Origin of the sequence: Nostoc sp. WHI (genome assembly GCF_015714725.1) — a bacterium.
Classification (GTDB): Bacteria; Cyanobacteriota; Cyanobacteriia; order Cyanobacteriales; family Nostocaceae; genus Nostoc.
This window is the reverse complement of the sequence record NZ_WBKM01000222.1, coordinates 40335-55866: the sequence shown is the minus strand read 5'-3', so window position 1 is coordinate 55866 and position 15532 is coordinate 40335. Positions and strand designations below refer to the sequence as shown.

Below are 15532 nucleotides of genomic sequence, written 5' to 3'. Positions count from 1 at the left end.
TGCCCAATGCCCAATGCCCAATGCCCAATGACTAATGATTATCATTAATGGGGTGATTGCCAAAAACTGTCTCATCATCGCTATCATCATCATCTAAATCTACTGTCAAAATTGTGCCTTCACAGGTTTCAATTAGTGTGCTTTCAGGAGGTTTGTTCCAATTAATATCTGTGTCTGACATGACTTTTACGGAGTTTAAAAAGGGCTGCTGCGATGAGCGCAAATGTTTCAGTATTTGAAATGACTCTTTGGAGAACAAAGCACCATTATCAGTAGCCAATTTTTTGTCAGCCTCAGCCAGGATGGCATCCAATAAGCAGGCGTTAGTGAGGTTTGCTTGTTGCAGGTTTGCGCCTGTGAGATTTGCTTGTTGCAGGTTTGCGCCTGTGAGATTTGCTTGTTGTAAGTTGGCTCCGGCCAAATTCGCCCCGATTAACTCGGCATTGGATAAATTTATCTGCTCAAGATTTACCTGAGTTAACATCACTTGCAATAAAGAGGCTCCTGATAAATTGAGTCCAGCCAGAGACTTTATTCGGGTTGCAAAAGCGCTTTTGTGCAAAACGGTTGTCCTAGCAATCAGCATACTCAGCGCCTCTGGATTGAATTCTGTCAAATTGACTGGATTTCCACAAGGCCAAAAGGAAACTTTTGTTTTTCGGTAGCAAGCACAAAGTAATAAAAACACATTCAGTCCCACCGCAGCATTCACCTGCTCGACATTCACGGGGTTTTGCAGTGCGTGAAGAGAAGTCAAAGCTTTGTGTGCTATTCCCTCATCTAACCAACGTCCTTGACAATAAGCACGCCAAAAAGATAAAAGACGTTGAAACAAAACTTCAAACGAAAATTTGTGCTTTTGCTCCCGGCACAACCCCTCAATAGTGAGTTCTTCAACTTCTTGACTGAGTATGCCGTAACCCAGTAAATTATAGAGATGTTGGGCTACGCTAGCGGGAGAATCAAGCACAAAAGTGAGCGTACCATAAGCCTCATCTTGGTACTGAGTCAAAGATTTAAGTTGGGCAGTAATAGCTTCCGCACAAAGAAATTCTCCTAACTTAATATGCGAAAACTCAATTAAACTCCTCTGCGCCTCTGCGCCTCTGCGTGAGACTTCTAAATCCTGAATTTTAAAATAAAACCCTGGTAAATTATTAAATTCCCCATTTACATGAATTTGATAACGTTGCGAGTGTAAAATCTTCAGAGCGATCGCTTGCATCTCCTCAAGTAAATCTTCAGGATGGCGACTGGCGAGTAAATTAGCGATCGCTTCTGGAGTCCGGTGAATATGAGCCGATCCTGAGCGCAGTAACATTGGCTTGATCCCACCAGTGAGCGGATAGCCTAATAACCATCGGCTCAGGCGATGATAAATTTCCCATAACAGAAAAGACTTTTGGGTGTTAGTAGGTAACTGCAATAGCTCATCATCAAGTAGTCCGTCGCGGTGTAAAATGCCCAACAAATGCAGCATTAGAGGTTGACGGATAAGGGCAGATATTTCTGAAAACTTTGATTGGCTGGCAAATAAGCCTGTCTGTTTTAAGAATGTAAAGAAATTTTGAGCGATCGCCAACGATTGCACTTTTGCCCACTGCTGAAACCATTGTTTGAGTTCTTCCACATCCAACGGCTGAAGGGTAATTCGCCTCAATAGCAGCGATATTTCTGGGGCGATTTCCTGTAGTGTCGTTGACCGGCTCGTTAACACAATTTTGTGTCGGTGTTGAGATTGAAAGTCCAGTAATTGCTGAATAAAAATTGCTTGTGCCCTAATACCTTGAGCAGTAGGGGGCAGTTCATCCAGTCCATCCAGCAGCAACAGACACCGAGGATTTTCTTGCTTCAACCAAGTTGAAAGATTAACAGGAAAAGCAGAATTCAGGGTTTCGGTTAAAGTTTTGCCATATTTTACATCTCGTAACCTAATTACTATAGGCATCCAAGTAGGATAAAGTTCCTGTGCCACCTGTGCTGCCCAAAGTTGGCAAAAACTAGTTTTTCCATAACCAGGTTCCGACTCAATAACAGCGATCGTTGCTAAATCAGCTAACTGTTGCTGCGCCCATGTCTTTAAATCAATTGGCTTAACAATTTTTTTATCCTGCTCAGAAATACTTTCCTCTACTGATAAGCCTTTTTGTGGCACATAGATATCCTTCAGGGCAAAGGATTCCATGAACAACGGCATACTGAGGTTTTGAATCAAACTTGCACGATAATATTCTCGGTGTAAATCAATTTTCTCACCCACTGTAGAACCAACTTCTGGGGTGATAAAACTGGGAGAGAATGAAATTCCTAACCGAACAAATTTTTGCAGTTGGGCTAAAGGGGCAGCATTCTCAGTAACGACGATCAGTAAGTAACCAGCAAGTGAGTTAACCAAACGCTCTGTTAGGAGTTTAGCTTCAGGTTCCTCTGCACCATTGGCAATTAACCAAGCTATGACAGCGTTGTTAATTTGTTGCACCAGTAATGAATCTGCAACCAAAGACAGTGCTTGTTCCGCTTGAGTATCAGTCAATTTACCTGGGCTGAGAGTTTTGAGTAATCCTTGCAGTTGAGGATCTTGGAGGGTGAGTTTACCCACCTCCTTTTTAAGGAAGTGTGGTTGGATGGGTATGCTTGCTCGGTCTAGCCACGGTTTTTGTAACCTTTCTTCTTGCTGTAGAATTGCTTGCAAAGCCTGGAGATAGGCGATTTGAAACGCTAGCCATGTACCTTCGTTACGTTTTAACGGTTTTTTATGGCTGAGGCTACGCAACAGGTTTTCTGTCAACTTGGAAATCACACTGATTTCTTCCCAAACAATACCCAAGGGCAGTTCTAAAACCTCTACCAAGGTACAGATATCAAAAGGCATCAGGCTTTTGACTTCCATATCCTGAACAATACGGTAGGCAATACCTGCCAATTGCCCCGCAGAAAACCCGCTAATTTGATTGATTGCGATATAGCGTTCTGCCAACCAGTGCCGAATACTCAGGTTCATTTAATTACACCGTGAAGGCTAACTATGGCAATTATGATCGATTTATCAGTTTGCGAAAACAAGTAACAATAGGAAAGACAAAGTTTTGTATCAAAGCTGTTTTCTGATTGATAAAAAAAGTGCTTGGGTAATTGAGCAAACTATGAGCGATCGCCTTCTAAAATTATTGTTAATAGACCAAGACCCAATTTTTCGTCTGGGATTACAGGTGGCTCTGGAAGCAATTCCTCACCTGGAAGCGATCGCAGTGGTAGAAAGTTATACTGCTTCCTTGCAAATTTTAGCAGAAATTGCCCAAGCAGACCCTAATCAGGTAAATTTGGTCGTTTTGGAATTAGGTAATGGTCGCTCTCTTAGCAGTCAGCAGCTAGATTTACAATTCTGTCGGCAACTTAGAGCCTCATATCCCAATCTGCCCATTTTGCTCCTTAGTTCTGTTCAAGAACAAGGACTGCTATTAGCTGCAAAATCTGTTGGTATTAATGGCTACTGCCCCAAAGGTACACCACTTACTGAGTTAGTCGCCGCCATGCGAGAAGTTGCAGATGGTGGTTCCTATTGGTTTCGGGAGACGGAAGCGATAATAACTTCTCACTCCCCACTCCCTTTATTCAAGCTACGAAATAATTTACGTTTATCAGGAATTGGTCACATTGACGCTACCTTAGCGGCGGTAACAGCACAATTACAAGTTCCCGGACTACCAGTACTAGATCGAGCAATTCTGGCTGGACATCGGCGAGAACTGCTAGCGACGCGTTGGTTGCTAAATCGGTTGTTGGTTTCTCTACAAGAAAGGCAAGAGGAATATAACCCAGTTAATGATCAGCCGTCTCTGATTCCTTCATTGAGTAGTTCCATTCAACAAAAGCAAACTGTGCAACTTTTACTTAGTTCGGGAGCTATACAATCTGCCTTATTTGCATCTTGTGTTACAAAACTTCAATTCCCTTTACAAAATGTCACAGATATACCTTTAGAAATTGACATTTTTCGTGAAGATAAAAAACGGGAATTACTTTATCTGATCCTGCAAAAATTGGCTGAACAGTTGGATGAACTGCGAGCTTCTCAAATCGAGGCGAATCAATTATATGAGGTAATAAATATTTTGATCAGCGATTTATGGCAAGCAGCAATTACAGATTTTTTTGGGAAGTTTTCACGGATAAAATTAGGAAATAAAAATATAGAGATTGTTAATTTATTATTACAAGATATAGAAATTGTGCAAAGAGATATTATTAATAAAATTCCGCTAGTTTTTGAGTTATATTGTTATCTGCTATTTCAAACAGAATTGTACATTGATAATGCTTCCTATCCCGTAGTGAGCGCTGAAGCCAAGTCTCAAGCATTAATGATTTTAGAGAACTTGTTGATTCAGGTAGCGAATGGGGTAGTGCAACCACTACTAAACTCTTTAGCAGATGTAGAAGCGATTAAGCAAAATTTTTATGGACGACAATTGATTTCTACAAGAGAAATTGAGCGATTTAGAAACGATTTGTCGTGGAAATATCGGTTAAAAAGTTATATAAATGAGCCAAAGGCAGTTTTTGAAAGTCGCTACGAACTATTTGTAATTGTGCCTCGCGGTATTGCCAATACTACAGTTTACGCTCCTCGAAATCAGGAGTTAGCAAAACTTTCTAATATTCCTTTATTTGTAACATTATTCCTAGAATTTAGTGATGCGATCGCACCGCGTTTAAAATCACTATTAGCTTTTGTAGGTAGCGGCATAGTCTTCATTCTTACCCAAATAATCGGTCGAGGTTTAGGTCTAATAGGTCGTGGTATTCTGCAAGGTATTGGTAGTGTTAAGTTACCAGAAAAGAACCTCAAACGAAATAGCGATCGACCTAAGTGAAGAAGAAGGGGAGGCACGGGGAGAAAGAATGACTAATGACAAACAATGATTTTATCGGGCTAGCAATTTCTTATGTTTACGCAACTGGTCTGCTTGTCATTGGCGAAGGACTACGCAGATTATTTGATGTGAAGCCGGATTTGACTCGCAAAGTGATCCATATTGGTGCGGGGATGTGGGTTTTCGGCATACTGTTGCTATTTAACCACTGGGAAATCGGAATTATACCTTTTGCGACCTTTATCGGACTTAACTACCTTTTTTACCGCTATCGAGTTCTCGGCGCAATGGATACTGAGGATAGCTCACCCGGCACAGTTTACTTTGCTATTTCCGTGACACTACTGTTCGGGCTACTGTGGCGACCAAATGGCCCAGTAGATAACGCCCCAATTGCTGTAGCCGGAGTGATGGCGATGACCTGGGGAGATGCACTAGCGGCATTAATCGGCAGACGCTTCGGGAAGCATAAATACCAAGTTGGAAATTCTGTGCGTTCCTGGGAGGGTTCAGCAGCAATGTTTGTGGCGAGTACAGTGGTAATTTTCTTGGTGCTGTTGCTGCTACCTGGTTCGTCGCTGAGTCCCCTAGCAACGCCTTTAGGTTTAGAATGGGCTTTGTTGACTGCGGTGGTAACTGCTACTTTCGCAACTCTAGCAGAGGCAGTCTCACCCCACGGCACCGATAATCTGAGCGTACCATTGGTAGCGGCGGGAGTGGTATGGGTTTTGATGCAGGGGTTTTAAAGCAAAATTTGTAATTTATCGTAAATAAAAGGGTTTAAGAACATGCAGTCTACACGTAGCGTCAGTTTCAGTGGGGGTTTAAATCCCCATCTGAAAATGTCTTTAATTACGAATTATTTAATAGTCAATTTATTACTCATATAAAACATGAGCGATGCCTTTAGCCGACTTGCACCCTTCATCCAAGAATATATTTATCATCACCAGTGGACTGAATTGCGACCAGTTCAAATTGCCGCTTGTCAAGTTATCTTTGACACTGATGCTCACTTGCTAATTACTGCTGCAACTGCTGCGGGTAAAACAGAAGCAGCCTTTCTGCCAGTTTTAACTCTATTAAACGCCAACCCTGCTGCAACCATAGGTGTGTTGTACATTAGTCCAATCAAAGCTTTAATTAATGATCAATTCGAGCGTCTTAACGACTTACTTAAAGAAGCAGATATTCCAGTTTGGCACTGGCATGGTGATGTTTCTCAAACTCGAAAAAACAAGCTTTTAAAAAATCCTCAAGGCATTTTACAGATTACACCAGAATCTCTAGAAAGTTTGTTAATCAATAAAAATAACGACCTACTTCGTTTATTTGGTGATTTAAGATTTGTAATCATTGATGAAATTCACGCTTTTATGGGTTCAGAACGCGGTTGTCAAATTATTTGCCAATTACAACGTTTAGCAAAGTTAACCCAAAAACAACCACGCCGTATTGGTTTGTCGGCAACCCTTGGTGATTACTCAATAGCTGAAGAATGGTTGCGTTCTGGAACAGAAAAGCCAGTAATTACACCAAAAATAGACGGAATAAAACGCCAAATAAAACTAGCTGTAGAGCATTTTTATATTACTGATGAAGTAGATGAATCAGAGGCGACAGCTGATGAACAATATATTTTTGACCTCAGCAAGTCTCGCAAATGCCTGATATTTGCTAATAATCGGACGCGTACCGAATCTGTAATTGCATCTTTGCGACAAATTGCCACAAAACAAGGACTCCCAGATATATATCATGTGCATCATGGTAGTATATCTGCTAGCTTGCGGCAAGCTGCTGAAAATGCGATGCGTGAACCCAATAATCCAGCTGTTACTGCTGCAACTTTAACTTTAGAATTAGGCATAGATATTGGTTATTTAGAGCGAGTTATTCAGTTAGAATCACCTTTGTCTGTAGCTAGCTTTTTACAGCGCTTGGGACGCAGTGGTAGAAGAAGTGAAGCTGCTGATATGCGCTTTATCTGTGCTGAAGATAAGCCATTACCAGAAGCTTCTCTACCAGAGAAAATTCCGTGGCAACTTTTACAGTGTATCGCTATTATTCAACTTTATTTAGAGGAGCAATGGATTGAACCAATCAGACCGATTAAATATCCTTTGAGTTTGCTTTATCACCAGACAATGAGTATTTTAACAGCAACAGAGGAACTTTCACCTAATGCTTTAGCTAAACAAATTTTTAACCTACAACCATTTGCTGCTATTTCCAAAGAAGATTTTCAATTATTGCTGCGCTATTTAATAGATATTAATCATATTCAATATACTGAGCAAGGTAAATTAATCCTGGGTTTAGCAGGAGAAAAGGTTGTTAGAAAATTTCAGTTTTATGCTGTCTTTGCTGAACAGCAAGAATATATTGTTAAGCAAGGTGCAACGGAAATTGGCAGTATCGTTACGCCGCCTCCTGTTGGCAATCAATTTGCTTTAGCCGGAAGAACTTGGCAAGTGGTAGAAGTTGATTTCAAAAAAAAGGCTATTTTTGTTAAACAATCTGAGGGTAAAGCTAGTATTTATTGGCGTGGTGGTGGTGGCATTATTCATACAAGAGTTTTACAACGAATGCAGCAAGTTTTATTTGAGAATGTTGACTATACCTACTTGCAAAAAAATGCTTCCCTACGTTTACAGAAAGTTCGCCAATTGGTGCAGCAGGTAGGATTAGATAAGCAGAATATTTTGCAATTAGAAAAAGGTAAATGCTGCATTTTTCCTTGGATGGGTACGGTTGCTTATCGTACTTTAGAAAGATTACTAAACTCTTACTGTCGGGAATCGTTAGAAATTACAAGTATAGGCGGTGTAAATCCCTATTATTTGACAATTAAAATAGGTAAGGATAAATTTAAATATCTTTATGATGAAATTGCTTCATTGTGTGAGCAAAACATTACTTCAGAAGATTTAGTAAGTACTTCAGAAGCACCAAGAATTCAAAAGTATGATGAATTTATTCCTCATCCACTTTTACGAAAAGCTTTTGCTAGCGATTATTTAGATATAAGAGAACTCAAACAGCAAGTGGCGATATGGTAATAGTATTTATAAATTAGTTAATTCTCAAATGTTTGATTCACAAATTCCTAGACATACACAAAATCAAGCTGTTGTCATTGGGGGAAGTATTGCCGGATTGTTGACGGCTCAAGTACTGACCAAGTATTTCGATCGCATCACAATTGTAGAACGCGATCGCTTCCCAGATCAACCTGAACAACGTCAAGGTATACCCCAAGCTCATCATGTACATGTGTTGCTCATTCGGGGTCAGCAGATTTTAGAGCAGCTTTTTCCTGGCATCATGGCTGAATTGGCTGATTGGGGGACACCCATTATAAACTGGACTTCAGATTGCCTCTGGCTGGGTTTTAACGGCTGGCCACCTCGCTTTGGTTCTAATTTGAGCAACCGCACCTGTAGCCGCAATCTATTGGAATGGACTATCCGGCGCCGCTTGGCAGCCAATGAACGTGTTGTATTTGTGCAAGCAGCACAAGTAACTAGTTTGCTATCTAACCCCAGCAGAACTAGCGTCACGGGTGTAGAAGTTAGCTTTGGCAACGAAACCAAAGCAGATATACCTGCCAGTTTAGTGGTAGATGCCAGTGGTCGCAATTCCCGCACGCCTGAATGGTTGCAGGCATTAGGCTATGAGTCACCCCAAGAGACAGTTGTCAACTCTTTTTTAGGCTATGCCAGCCGTTGGTATCATCCACCTGAAGGTTTTCAGCCTGACTGGCAGACTTTGATTATCTGGCCAAAACCACCAAATAAGACTCGTAGCGGTGTGCTTTATCCAGTTGAGGGTAATCGCTGGATTGTTACACTCGCTGGCGTCGGTCGAGATTATCCACCAACTGACGAAGCAGGCTTTTTGGAGTTTGCCCGGAGTTTGCGATCGCCTATGATCTATGAAGCTATAAAAGATGCTCAACCTCTATCGCCCATCTTTGCCTATAAGCGCACAGAAAACCATTTGCGTCACTACGAAAAACTTGCTAAATTGCCAGAAGGCTTGGTATTAATAGGTGATGCCGTCTGTGCCTTTAATCCCATCTATGGCCAAGGTATGACTACCGCAGCTTTGGGTGCTTTGACTCTGGATGAGTGTTTAAGCAAGCAATTGTCTCATCAATCCGACGGTAATTTAATCGGTTTGTCCCGATATTTTCAACGACAACTGAGCAAGGTAATCTCTTCACCTTGGCTGATGGCAACCAGCGAGGACTTCCGTTGGCATACCACCGAAGGAGGAAAACCGGATGTGATTACTAAACTTACGCAGAGGTATCTTGATCAAGTGTTTCTGCTGCAAGCTAACAGCGCCCAAATCCATGAGCTTTTCTTGGAAGTACTAAATATGCTCAAGCCACCCAGCGCATTTTTCCAGCCTGGGATCTTCATTCAGGTTTTGAAGCAGGTAATACAAATTAAAAATCAAGAAAGCCAGTAAGTATATAAAATTAGCAAGTATTTGCCTACCTTACAAGCTGCAATGCGATCGCATCGACCTGCAATGCAATTGCATCGACTCGCAATGTAATTGCATCGACCTGCAATGCAATTGTATCGACTCGCAATGCGATCGCATCGACCTGCAAAAGTTAACTTACTATACAATTTGTGCGATCGCCTTACCAGTTTTTTATTTAATCCGTATTTTTAAGATATGTCTAATGCTCAATGACAGACTGTTGCGACTAACTGTAGCATTGGAAAATGGTTAGAGCAAGTTATGTTTGCCTGTTGTCGTATGAAGATATTGGTGCTAAACGCTGGCTCAAGCAGCCAAAAGAGTTGTCTATATGAAATTGCAGATGAGGCTCTCCCCAATCAAGCGCCTCAACCGCTTTGGGAAGGGAAAATTAACTGGACGCAAGACCGGGGTGTGGCAGAAATTGAGGTGAAAACCGCCACGGGTGCAACGCTACAAGAATCAATCTCTGGCGACTCCCGACAAGCACACGTCGTCTACATGCTCTATACACTCAGTCGTGGTGCTACCAAAGTAATCGATCAGTTGTCAGAAATCGATGTGGTGGGACATCGGGTAGTACATGGTGGACAGGATTATCGAGATAGTGTAGTAATTACCGAAGGTGTCAAAAAAGCGATCGCTCATCTGTCTAATATTGCTCCAGCACATAATCCAGCCGCTTTAGAAGGGATAGAAGCGATAGAGAAAAGCTTAGGAGATGTCACCCAAGTAGCAGTATTTGATACCGGATTTCATGCCACTCTCCCCGATGCAGCAGCAATTTATCCCGGCCCTTATGAGTGGATAGAGCAAGGTATCCGTCGCTACGGCTTTCATGGCATTAGTCATCAATACTGTTCTAGTCGTGCTGCCCAAATCCTTGGTCGAGATTTAGCATCGCTGCGGTTAATTTCTTGTCATCTGGGTAACGGCTGCTCTTTAACAGCGATTGAAAACGGCCGCAGTATTGATACCACTATGGGTTTTACGCCTTTAGATGGATTGATGATGGGCAGTCGTTCTGGTTCGGTTGATCCAGGAATTCTGATTTACTTATTGCGTCAATCCAATTACTCGGCTGAAAGTTTAGATTATATATTGAATAAAGCTTCGGGTTTACGGGGAATTTCGGGCGTATCGAGTGATGTGCGTGAAGTGAGAGAAGCGATCGCCCAAGGCAACTCCCGCGCTAAACTAGCATGGGATATCTACGTGCATCGCTTGCGTTCTGGCATCGGTGCCATGCTTGCCAGCCTGGGGGGATTAGATGCTTTGGTGTTTACAGCAGGCGTGGGTGAACACTCTCCAGATATTCGCCAAGCTGCCTGTGAAGCCTTTGAATTTTTGGGACTGAAAATAGACCTGGAGAAAAATCAACAGCAGCCAGTTGATGAAGATATTGCTACATCTGATTCAGCAGTGCGAGTATTAGTGATACATACCCAAGAACATTGGGCGATCGCTCAACAATGTTGGCAACTTTTGAATAAGTAAAAAGTAGATAGAGAAAATCCTTTTTGTCTCGTTCCCAGTCTCCGACTGGGAATGCCTAATAGGAGGCTCTGCCTCTCTAACTGGCGGCAGAGCCGCATTGAAGAGCATTTCTAGCCAGAGGCTAGAAACGAGGTTGTTTTGGTTTACAGCAGTTTTTATGTATTTAAACCACATCTGTCGTAGGGGCAATTCATGAATTGCCCCTACCGCGTGGTCTATTTACCTGAAAATAGCTGTAAGTGAAAAATATGCTGTTATGTCTCGTTCCCAGTCGGAGACTGGGAATGCCTAATAGGAGGCTCCGCCTATCTAACTGGCGGCAGAGCCGCAATGAGGAGCATTTCTAGCCAGAGGCTAGAAACGAGGTTTTTTGGTTTAAGTTGACACCAATGAGCATTGCTGTACCCCTACGTTTAAGAAAAATATGCTGTTATTATCGCGTGAAGCTATTGCCACACCTTTTCTAATCTGTGCGTGTATTTTAGGAGTTGGCTTGATTCAATTCCCACGACTGCAAAAATTGATCAATAGCAAACAATCTGCTTCTTTAGAAACTCTAGAGAAAGAAATAAAATCAGAAAATCTCCGTCTTAATTTTCTCCAAAAAATGCCTAGTTTTGGTTATGATAATTTCATTGCAGATTTGGTATATCTCAATTTTTTACAGTATTTTGGAGATGATGAAGTTCGGGATAAAACAGGTTACAGTTTAAGTCCAGAATATTTTGAAGTGATTTTAGAACGTGACCCGCGATTTTTAGCAGCGTATCGCGCTCTTTCTATCAGTACCTCATTGTATGCTGGTATGCCAGAACGTGCGATCGCATTGTCTGAGAAAGGCTTAAAATCACTATCTCCCTCAGTTCCCGAAAAGTCTTATTACGTGTGGCGTTATAAAGGAATTGATGAGTTATTATTTTTAGGCAATGCTCAAGCTGCTCAACAGTCTTTTGCAATGGCGGCAAACTGGGCTAGTAACTTTTCAGATGCCGAGAGTCTGCTGATAGCTAATACTTCTCAAAAAACTGCTGAATTTCTGAGTCGAAATCCTAACAGTAAATATGCTCAAATTTCTAGCTGGTCGATGGTTTTAAATAATCAAGTTGATGAGAGAACTCGGAAACGAGCAATTAGGCAAATTGAAGCATTAGGAGGAAAAGTAATTACTACTCCTGAAGGTACTCAGAAAATTGTATTTCCCCCAAAAGATTAAACTAATTCGTAAAAGTTAAGATTAGTGTGACAAATCACATTTTTTGGTATGACGGTAAAATAATACACTCTCAAACTTTAGAGTTAGATATTAACGATCCGGGGTTACTTTATGGAGCAACTGTTTTTACAACGTTGCGAGTTTATAAGAACTCCCTAGATAGTAATTTAACTAATTGGCAAGCACACTGCGATCGCTTACTTTTCTCAATACAAACTTTTGGTTGGCAGCAACCAGACTGGAATCGTCTGCGTCAAGGTGTCCAAATTCTCCTCGCACACTTCCCCGTTCTCAGAATTACCCTGTTTCCCGATGGACGGGAGTGGATAACTGGCAGATTATTACCACAAAATCTGACCGAAAAACAAAAAACTGGTGTTGTATGCACCGTTGCTAGTTCAGAATTTTATCGTTCTCTCCCCTCTCATAAAACTGGAAACTATTTGAGTGCATGGCTGGCAAGAACTAGCTTAGATGCCGAAGAAGCAATATTAGTCGATGTCCAAGGAAATTGGCTAGAAACCAGCACAGGCAACCTTTGGGGATGGTGCGATCGCAGTTGGTGGACACCGCCAATAAAGGGGGGAATTTTGCCGGGAATTTTGCGATCGCAACTTTTAAACTGGCTGCAAAACCACCAGCAGGCGGTGCAGGAAGAAACTTGGAGCGCCGAATTAGTCCAGAGATTTGAAGCGATCGCCTACACTAATAGTGTGGTAGAAATTATTCCCGTTCATACCGTTAATCAGCCCACAGGGTCGCTACAATATAATCCCTACCATCCGAGTTTTCAGCAAATAAGGCAGCTTTTTATAGCATGACAGCTACGCCACCTTGTTACACTTAAGATAAGTTAACATAATTCTTAATAATGAATGACCTCTCCAAACAGAGAAGACTACGCGATCGCGCGAAAAATACAGGAGGATAGACCTTAGTGAATAAAAGATGGAGAAATACAGGGCTGTACGCGCTGCTGTTTATTGTCGTGATTGCCCTGGGAACAGCATTTTTTGACAAACAACCCCAAAGCAGAGAGACATGGCGATACAGTAAGTTTATTCAAGAAGTTCAACAAGGCAGAGTAGAAAAAGTCAGTTTGAGTGCAGATCGGACTACAGCACTGGTTACATCCAAATATGACCCAACAAATAAACGGATTGTAACCTTAGTCAACGATCCAGACCTGATCAATACTCTGACTTCAAAAGGCGTTGATATTTCTGTTCTGCCCCAAACCGATGAAGGATTTTGGTTTAAGGCACTCAGCAGCTTATTTTTTCCTGTATTGCTCTTAGTTGGCTTATTCTTCTTGCTACGTCGCGCTCAAAGTGGCCCCGGTAGCCAAGCGATGAACTTTGGCAAATCTAAAGCCAGAGTCCAAATGGAACCACAAACTCAGGTAACATTTGGCGATGTCGCTGGTATTGACCAAGCCAAGTTGGAATTAAATGAAGTCGTAGACTTTCTGAAAAATGCCGATCGCTTTACCGCAGTTGGTGCAAAAATTCCTAAAGGTGTGCTGTTAGTCGGCCCTCCTGGTACAGGTAAAACCCTCCTAGCTCGTGCCGTAGCAGGCGAAGCAGGTGTACCCTTCTTCTCGATCTCTGGTTCGGAATTTGTCGAAATGTTCGTTGGTGTGGGTGCATCCCGCGTCCGCGACTTATTTGAACAAGCTAAAACCAACGCTCCCTGTATCGTCTTCATCGATGAAATTGACGCCGTAGGTCGTCAACGGGGTGCAGGTTTAGGTGGTGGTAACGATGAGCGGGAACAAACCCTCAACCAGTTGCTCACAGAAATGGACGGTTTTGAAGGTAACACTGGCATCATCATTATTGCCGCTACCAACCGTCCTGATGTCCTTGATGCCGCACTATTGCGTCCTGGTCGCTTTGACCGTCAAGTTGTGGTAGACCGTCCCGATTATGCCGGACGTAGCGAAATCCTCAAGGTACACGCCCGTGGCAAGACCTTGGCGAAAGATGTGGACTTAGATAAAATCGCCCGTCGTACCCCTGGATTTACTGGCGCAGATTTATCCAACCTCCTAAATGAAGCCGCAATTCTGGCAGCACGCCGGAATTTGACTGAAATTTCGATGGATGAAATCAACGACGCCATTGATCGCGTATTAGCTGGCCCAGAAAAGAAAGACCGGGTGATGAGCGAAAAGCGCAAAACCTTGGTGGCATATCACGAAGCTGGTCACGCCTTGGTGGGTGCTTTGATGCCAGACTACGATCCTGTGCAAAAGATTAGCATTATTCCTCGTGGTCGCGCAGGTGGTTTAACTTGGTTTACCCCCAGCGAAGACCGGATGGACACTGGTTTGTACAGCCGCGCTTATCTGGAAAATCAAATGGCAGTGGCTTTGGGCGGTCGCATCTCTGAAGAATTAGTCTTTGGTGAAGAAGAAGTTACCACTGGTGCTTCTAATGACCTCCAACAAGTAGCCCGTGTTGCTCGTCAGATGATTACCCGATTTGGAATGAGCGATCGCTTAGGCCCAGTCGCCCTTGGTCGTCAACAAGGTAATATGTTCCTTGGACGAGATATCATGTCAGAGCGCGATTTCTCTGAAGAAACTGCCGCCGCCATTGATGAAGAAGTCCGCAAACTGGTGGATGTAGCTTATACACGCGCTAAAGAAGTGTTAGTGCGTAACCGCCATATTTTAGATGAGATAGCGCAAATGTTGGTTGATAAAGAAACCGTAGACGCTGAAGAATTGCAAGAAATTCTGTCGAATAATGATGTGACAACCGCCGCCTTTGCCTAATTAATCAGTAGAGACGCAATTAACGCGTCTTCTTTTAAAATTTGGGGTAATTCTGGGATTTTCCAGATTGCCCCATTTTTTTTAATATCAATAGATAAAGGTCTCAAAGCGATTACCAGCAAATATTCCCCAATCTAAAATCCAAAATCCAAAATCCAAAATGGTATAAGTTCTTTGTCAAAAGCCCGGTCATGAAGACCGGGCTTTTAATCCGAAATGGGGTTATATTCCCCGAAAGTTCGTTATAGAGTTTCAGTATAAATCGGTAGGCTGATAGAGACTACCACTTCATCATGACCAATTCCGGAAAATCAGAAAAATTTTTGTAGAACTATTGGAATGTGGCAAGTAGGTTATTCCAAATCTTTTCCGATCATCTGCCGGAGCCGGAGAGATGTTCGTTGTGCTGCTTTCGGATTTTGAACTGCGATAAACTCCCCCAGCCGGGTCAAATCCCCGACGGCACTGACTGGGGTTCAGCCAGGATACCCGCAAAATAGTATAGGTTGTAAATTTTTGTTGCAGAACGTTGTCAATCGAAATTAAAATTCACTTTAATGTACTGATTTGTTTCAGCATTTTTGAAGACAAGTATTGGCCGTATATCCTTTCTAAAAGGACAGGTATCAAGTTATATTTACATTTCCTATTCCCAAAATTTCTAAG

10 protein-coding genes are annotated in these 15532 nt (G+C 42.3%); 8 read left to right on the top strand and 2 right to left on the bottom strand.

The features are described 5' to 3' along the window. Nucleotides 1-31: 31 nt before the first annotated feature. On the bottom strand, nt 32-3001 hold the full coding sequence (locus F8S12_RS22390; protein ID WP_196518455.1) for a pentapeptide repeat-containing protein: 2970 nt from the start codon (nt 2999-3001) through the stop codon (nt 32-34). A gap of 142 nt (nt 3002-3143) precedes the next feature. Between F8S12_RS22390 and F8S12_RS22385 the strand changes: the two genes are divergently transcribed. From F8S12_RS22385 to F8S12_RS22370, 4 genes are all read left to right on the top strand, one after another. Continuing rightward, nucleotides 3144-4874, top strand: a complete 1731-nt coding sequence (locus F8S12_RS22385) for a DUF3685 domain-containing protein (RefSeq protein WP_196518460.1) — start codon at nt 3144-3146, stop codon at nt 4872-4874. 35 nt (nt 4875-4909) lie between these two features. Continuing rightward, nucleotides 4910-5620 (top strand): diacylglycerol/polyprenol kinase family protein, encoded by a 711-nt coding sequence (locus F8S12_RS22380; RefSeq protein ID WP_196518454.1) that lies wholly within the window; start codon nt 4910-4912, stop codon nt 5618-5620. A gap of 147 nt (nt 5621-5767) precedes the next feature. Continuing rightward, nucleotides 5768-7936 (top strand): DEAD/DEAH box helicase, encoded by a 2169-nt coding sequence (locus tag F8S12_RS22375; RefSeq protein WP_196518453.1) that lies wholly within the window; start codon nt 5768-5770, stop codon nt 7934-7936. Nucleotides 7937-7964: 28 nt separating this feature from the next. Then, nucleotides 7965-9353, top strand: a complete 1389-nt coding sequence (locus F8S12_RS22370; RefSeq protein WP_196518452.1) for an FAD-dependent oxidoreductase — start codon at nt 7965-7967, stop codon at nt 9351-9353. A gap of 25 nt (nt 9354-9378) precedes the next feature. On the opposite strand, the gene F8S12_RS41725 is transcribed toward F8S12_RS22370, so the two are convergent. After that, nucleotides 9379-9501, bottom strand: coding sequence for a hypothetical protein (locus F8S12_RS41725; RefSeq protein WP_269144842.1), 123 nt, complete (start codon nt 9499-9501; stop codon nt 9379-9381). Nucleotides 9502-9653: 152 nt separating this feature from the next. On the opposite strand from F8S12_RS41725, the gene F8S12_RS22365 reads away from it, so the two are divergent. The 4 genes from F8S12_RS22365 to ftsH3 all read left to right on the top strand — a co-directional run bounded on the left by F8S12_RS22365 (nt 9654) and on the right by ftsH3 (nt 14866). Next, the gene (locus F8S12_RS22365; RefSeq protein ID WP_196518459.1) at nt 9654-10871 is read left to right on the top strand and encodes an acetate kinase; all 1218 of its coding nucleotides are present in this window, start codon (nt 9654-9656) and stop codon (nt 10869-10871) included. A gap of 424 nt (nt 10872-11295) precedes the next feature. Next, a complete protein-coding gene (locus F8S12_RS22360; protein ID WP_196518451.1) occupies nt 11296-12084 on the top strand; it encodes a hypothetical protein in 789 nt (262 codons plus the stop codon). 26 nt (nt 12085-12110) lie between these two features. Beyond that, a complete protein-coding gene (locus F8S12_RS22355) occupies nt 12111-12905 on the top strand; it encodes an aminotransferase class IV (protein ID WP_331001428.1) in 795 nt (264 codons plus the stop codon). A gap of 116 nt (nt 12906-13021) precedes the next feature. Beyond that, entirely contained in the window at nt 13022-14866 is a 1845-nt protein-coding gene (ftsH3, locus tag F8S12_RS22350) for an ATP-dependent zinc metalloprotease FtsH3 (RefSeq protein WP_196518450.1), read from the top strand. Nucleotides 14867-15532 lie beyond the last annotated feature (666 nt).

Coding starts and splice junctions, on each gene's coding strand:
- F8S12_RS22380 (WP_196518454.1), top strand. CDS start 4,910: ATGACAAACAATGATTTTATCGGGCTAGCAATTTCTTATGTTTACGCA.
- F8S12_RS22360 (WP_196518451.1), top strand. CDS start 11,296: ATGCTGTTATTATCGCGTGAAGCTATTGCCACACCTTTTCTAATCTGT.
- F8S12_RS22390 (WP_196518455.1), bottom strand. CDS start 3,001: ATGAACCTGAGTATTCGGCACTGGTTGGCAGAACGCTATATCGCAATC.
- F8S12_RS22385 (WP_196518460.1), top strand. CDS start 3,144: ATGAGCGATCGCCTTCTAAAATTATTGTTAATAGACCAAGACCCAATT.
- F8S12_RS22370 (WP_196518452.1), top strand. CDS start 7,965: ATGTTTGATTCACAAATTCCTAGACATACACAAAATCAAGCTGTTGTC.
- F8S12_RS22375 (WP_196518453.1), top strand. CDS start 5,768: ATGAGCGATGCCTTTAGCCGACTTGCACCCTTCATCCAAGAATATATT.
- F8S12_RS22365 (WP_196518459.1), top strand. CDS start 9,654: ATGAAGATATTGGTGCTAAACGCTGGCTCAAGCAGCCAAAAGAGTTGT.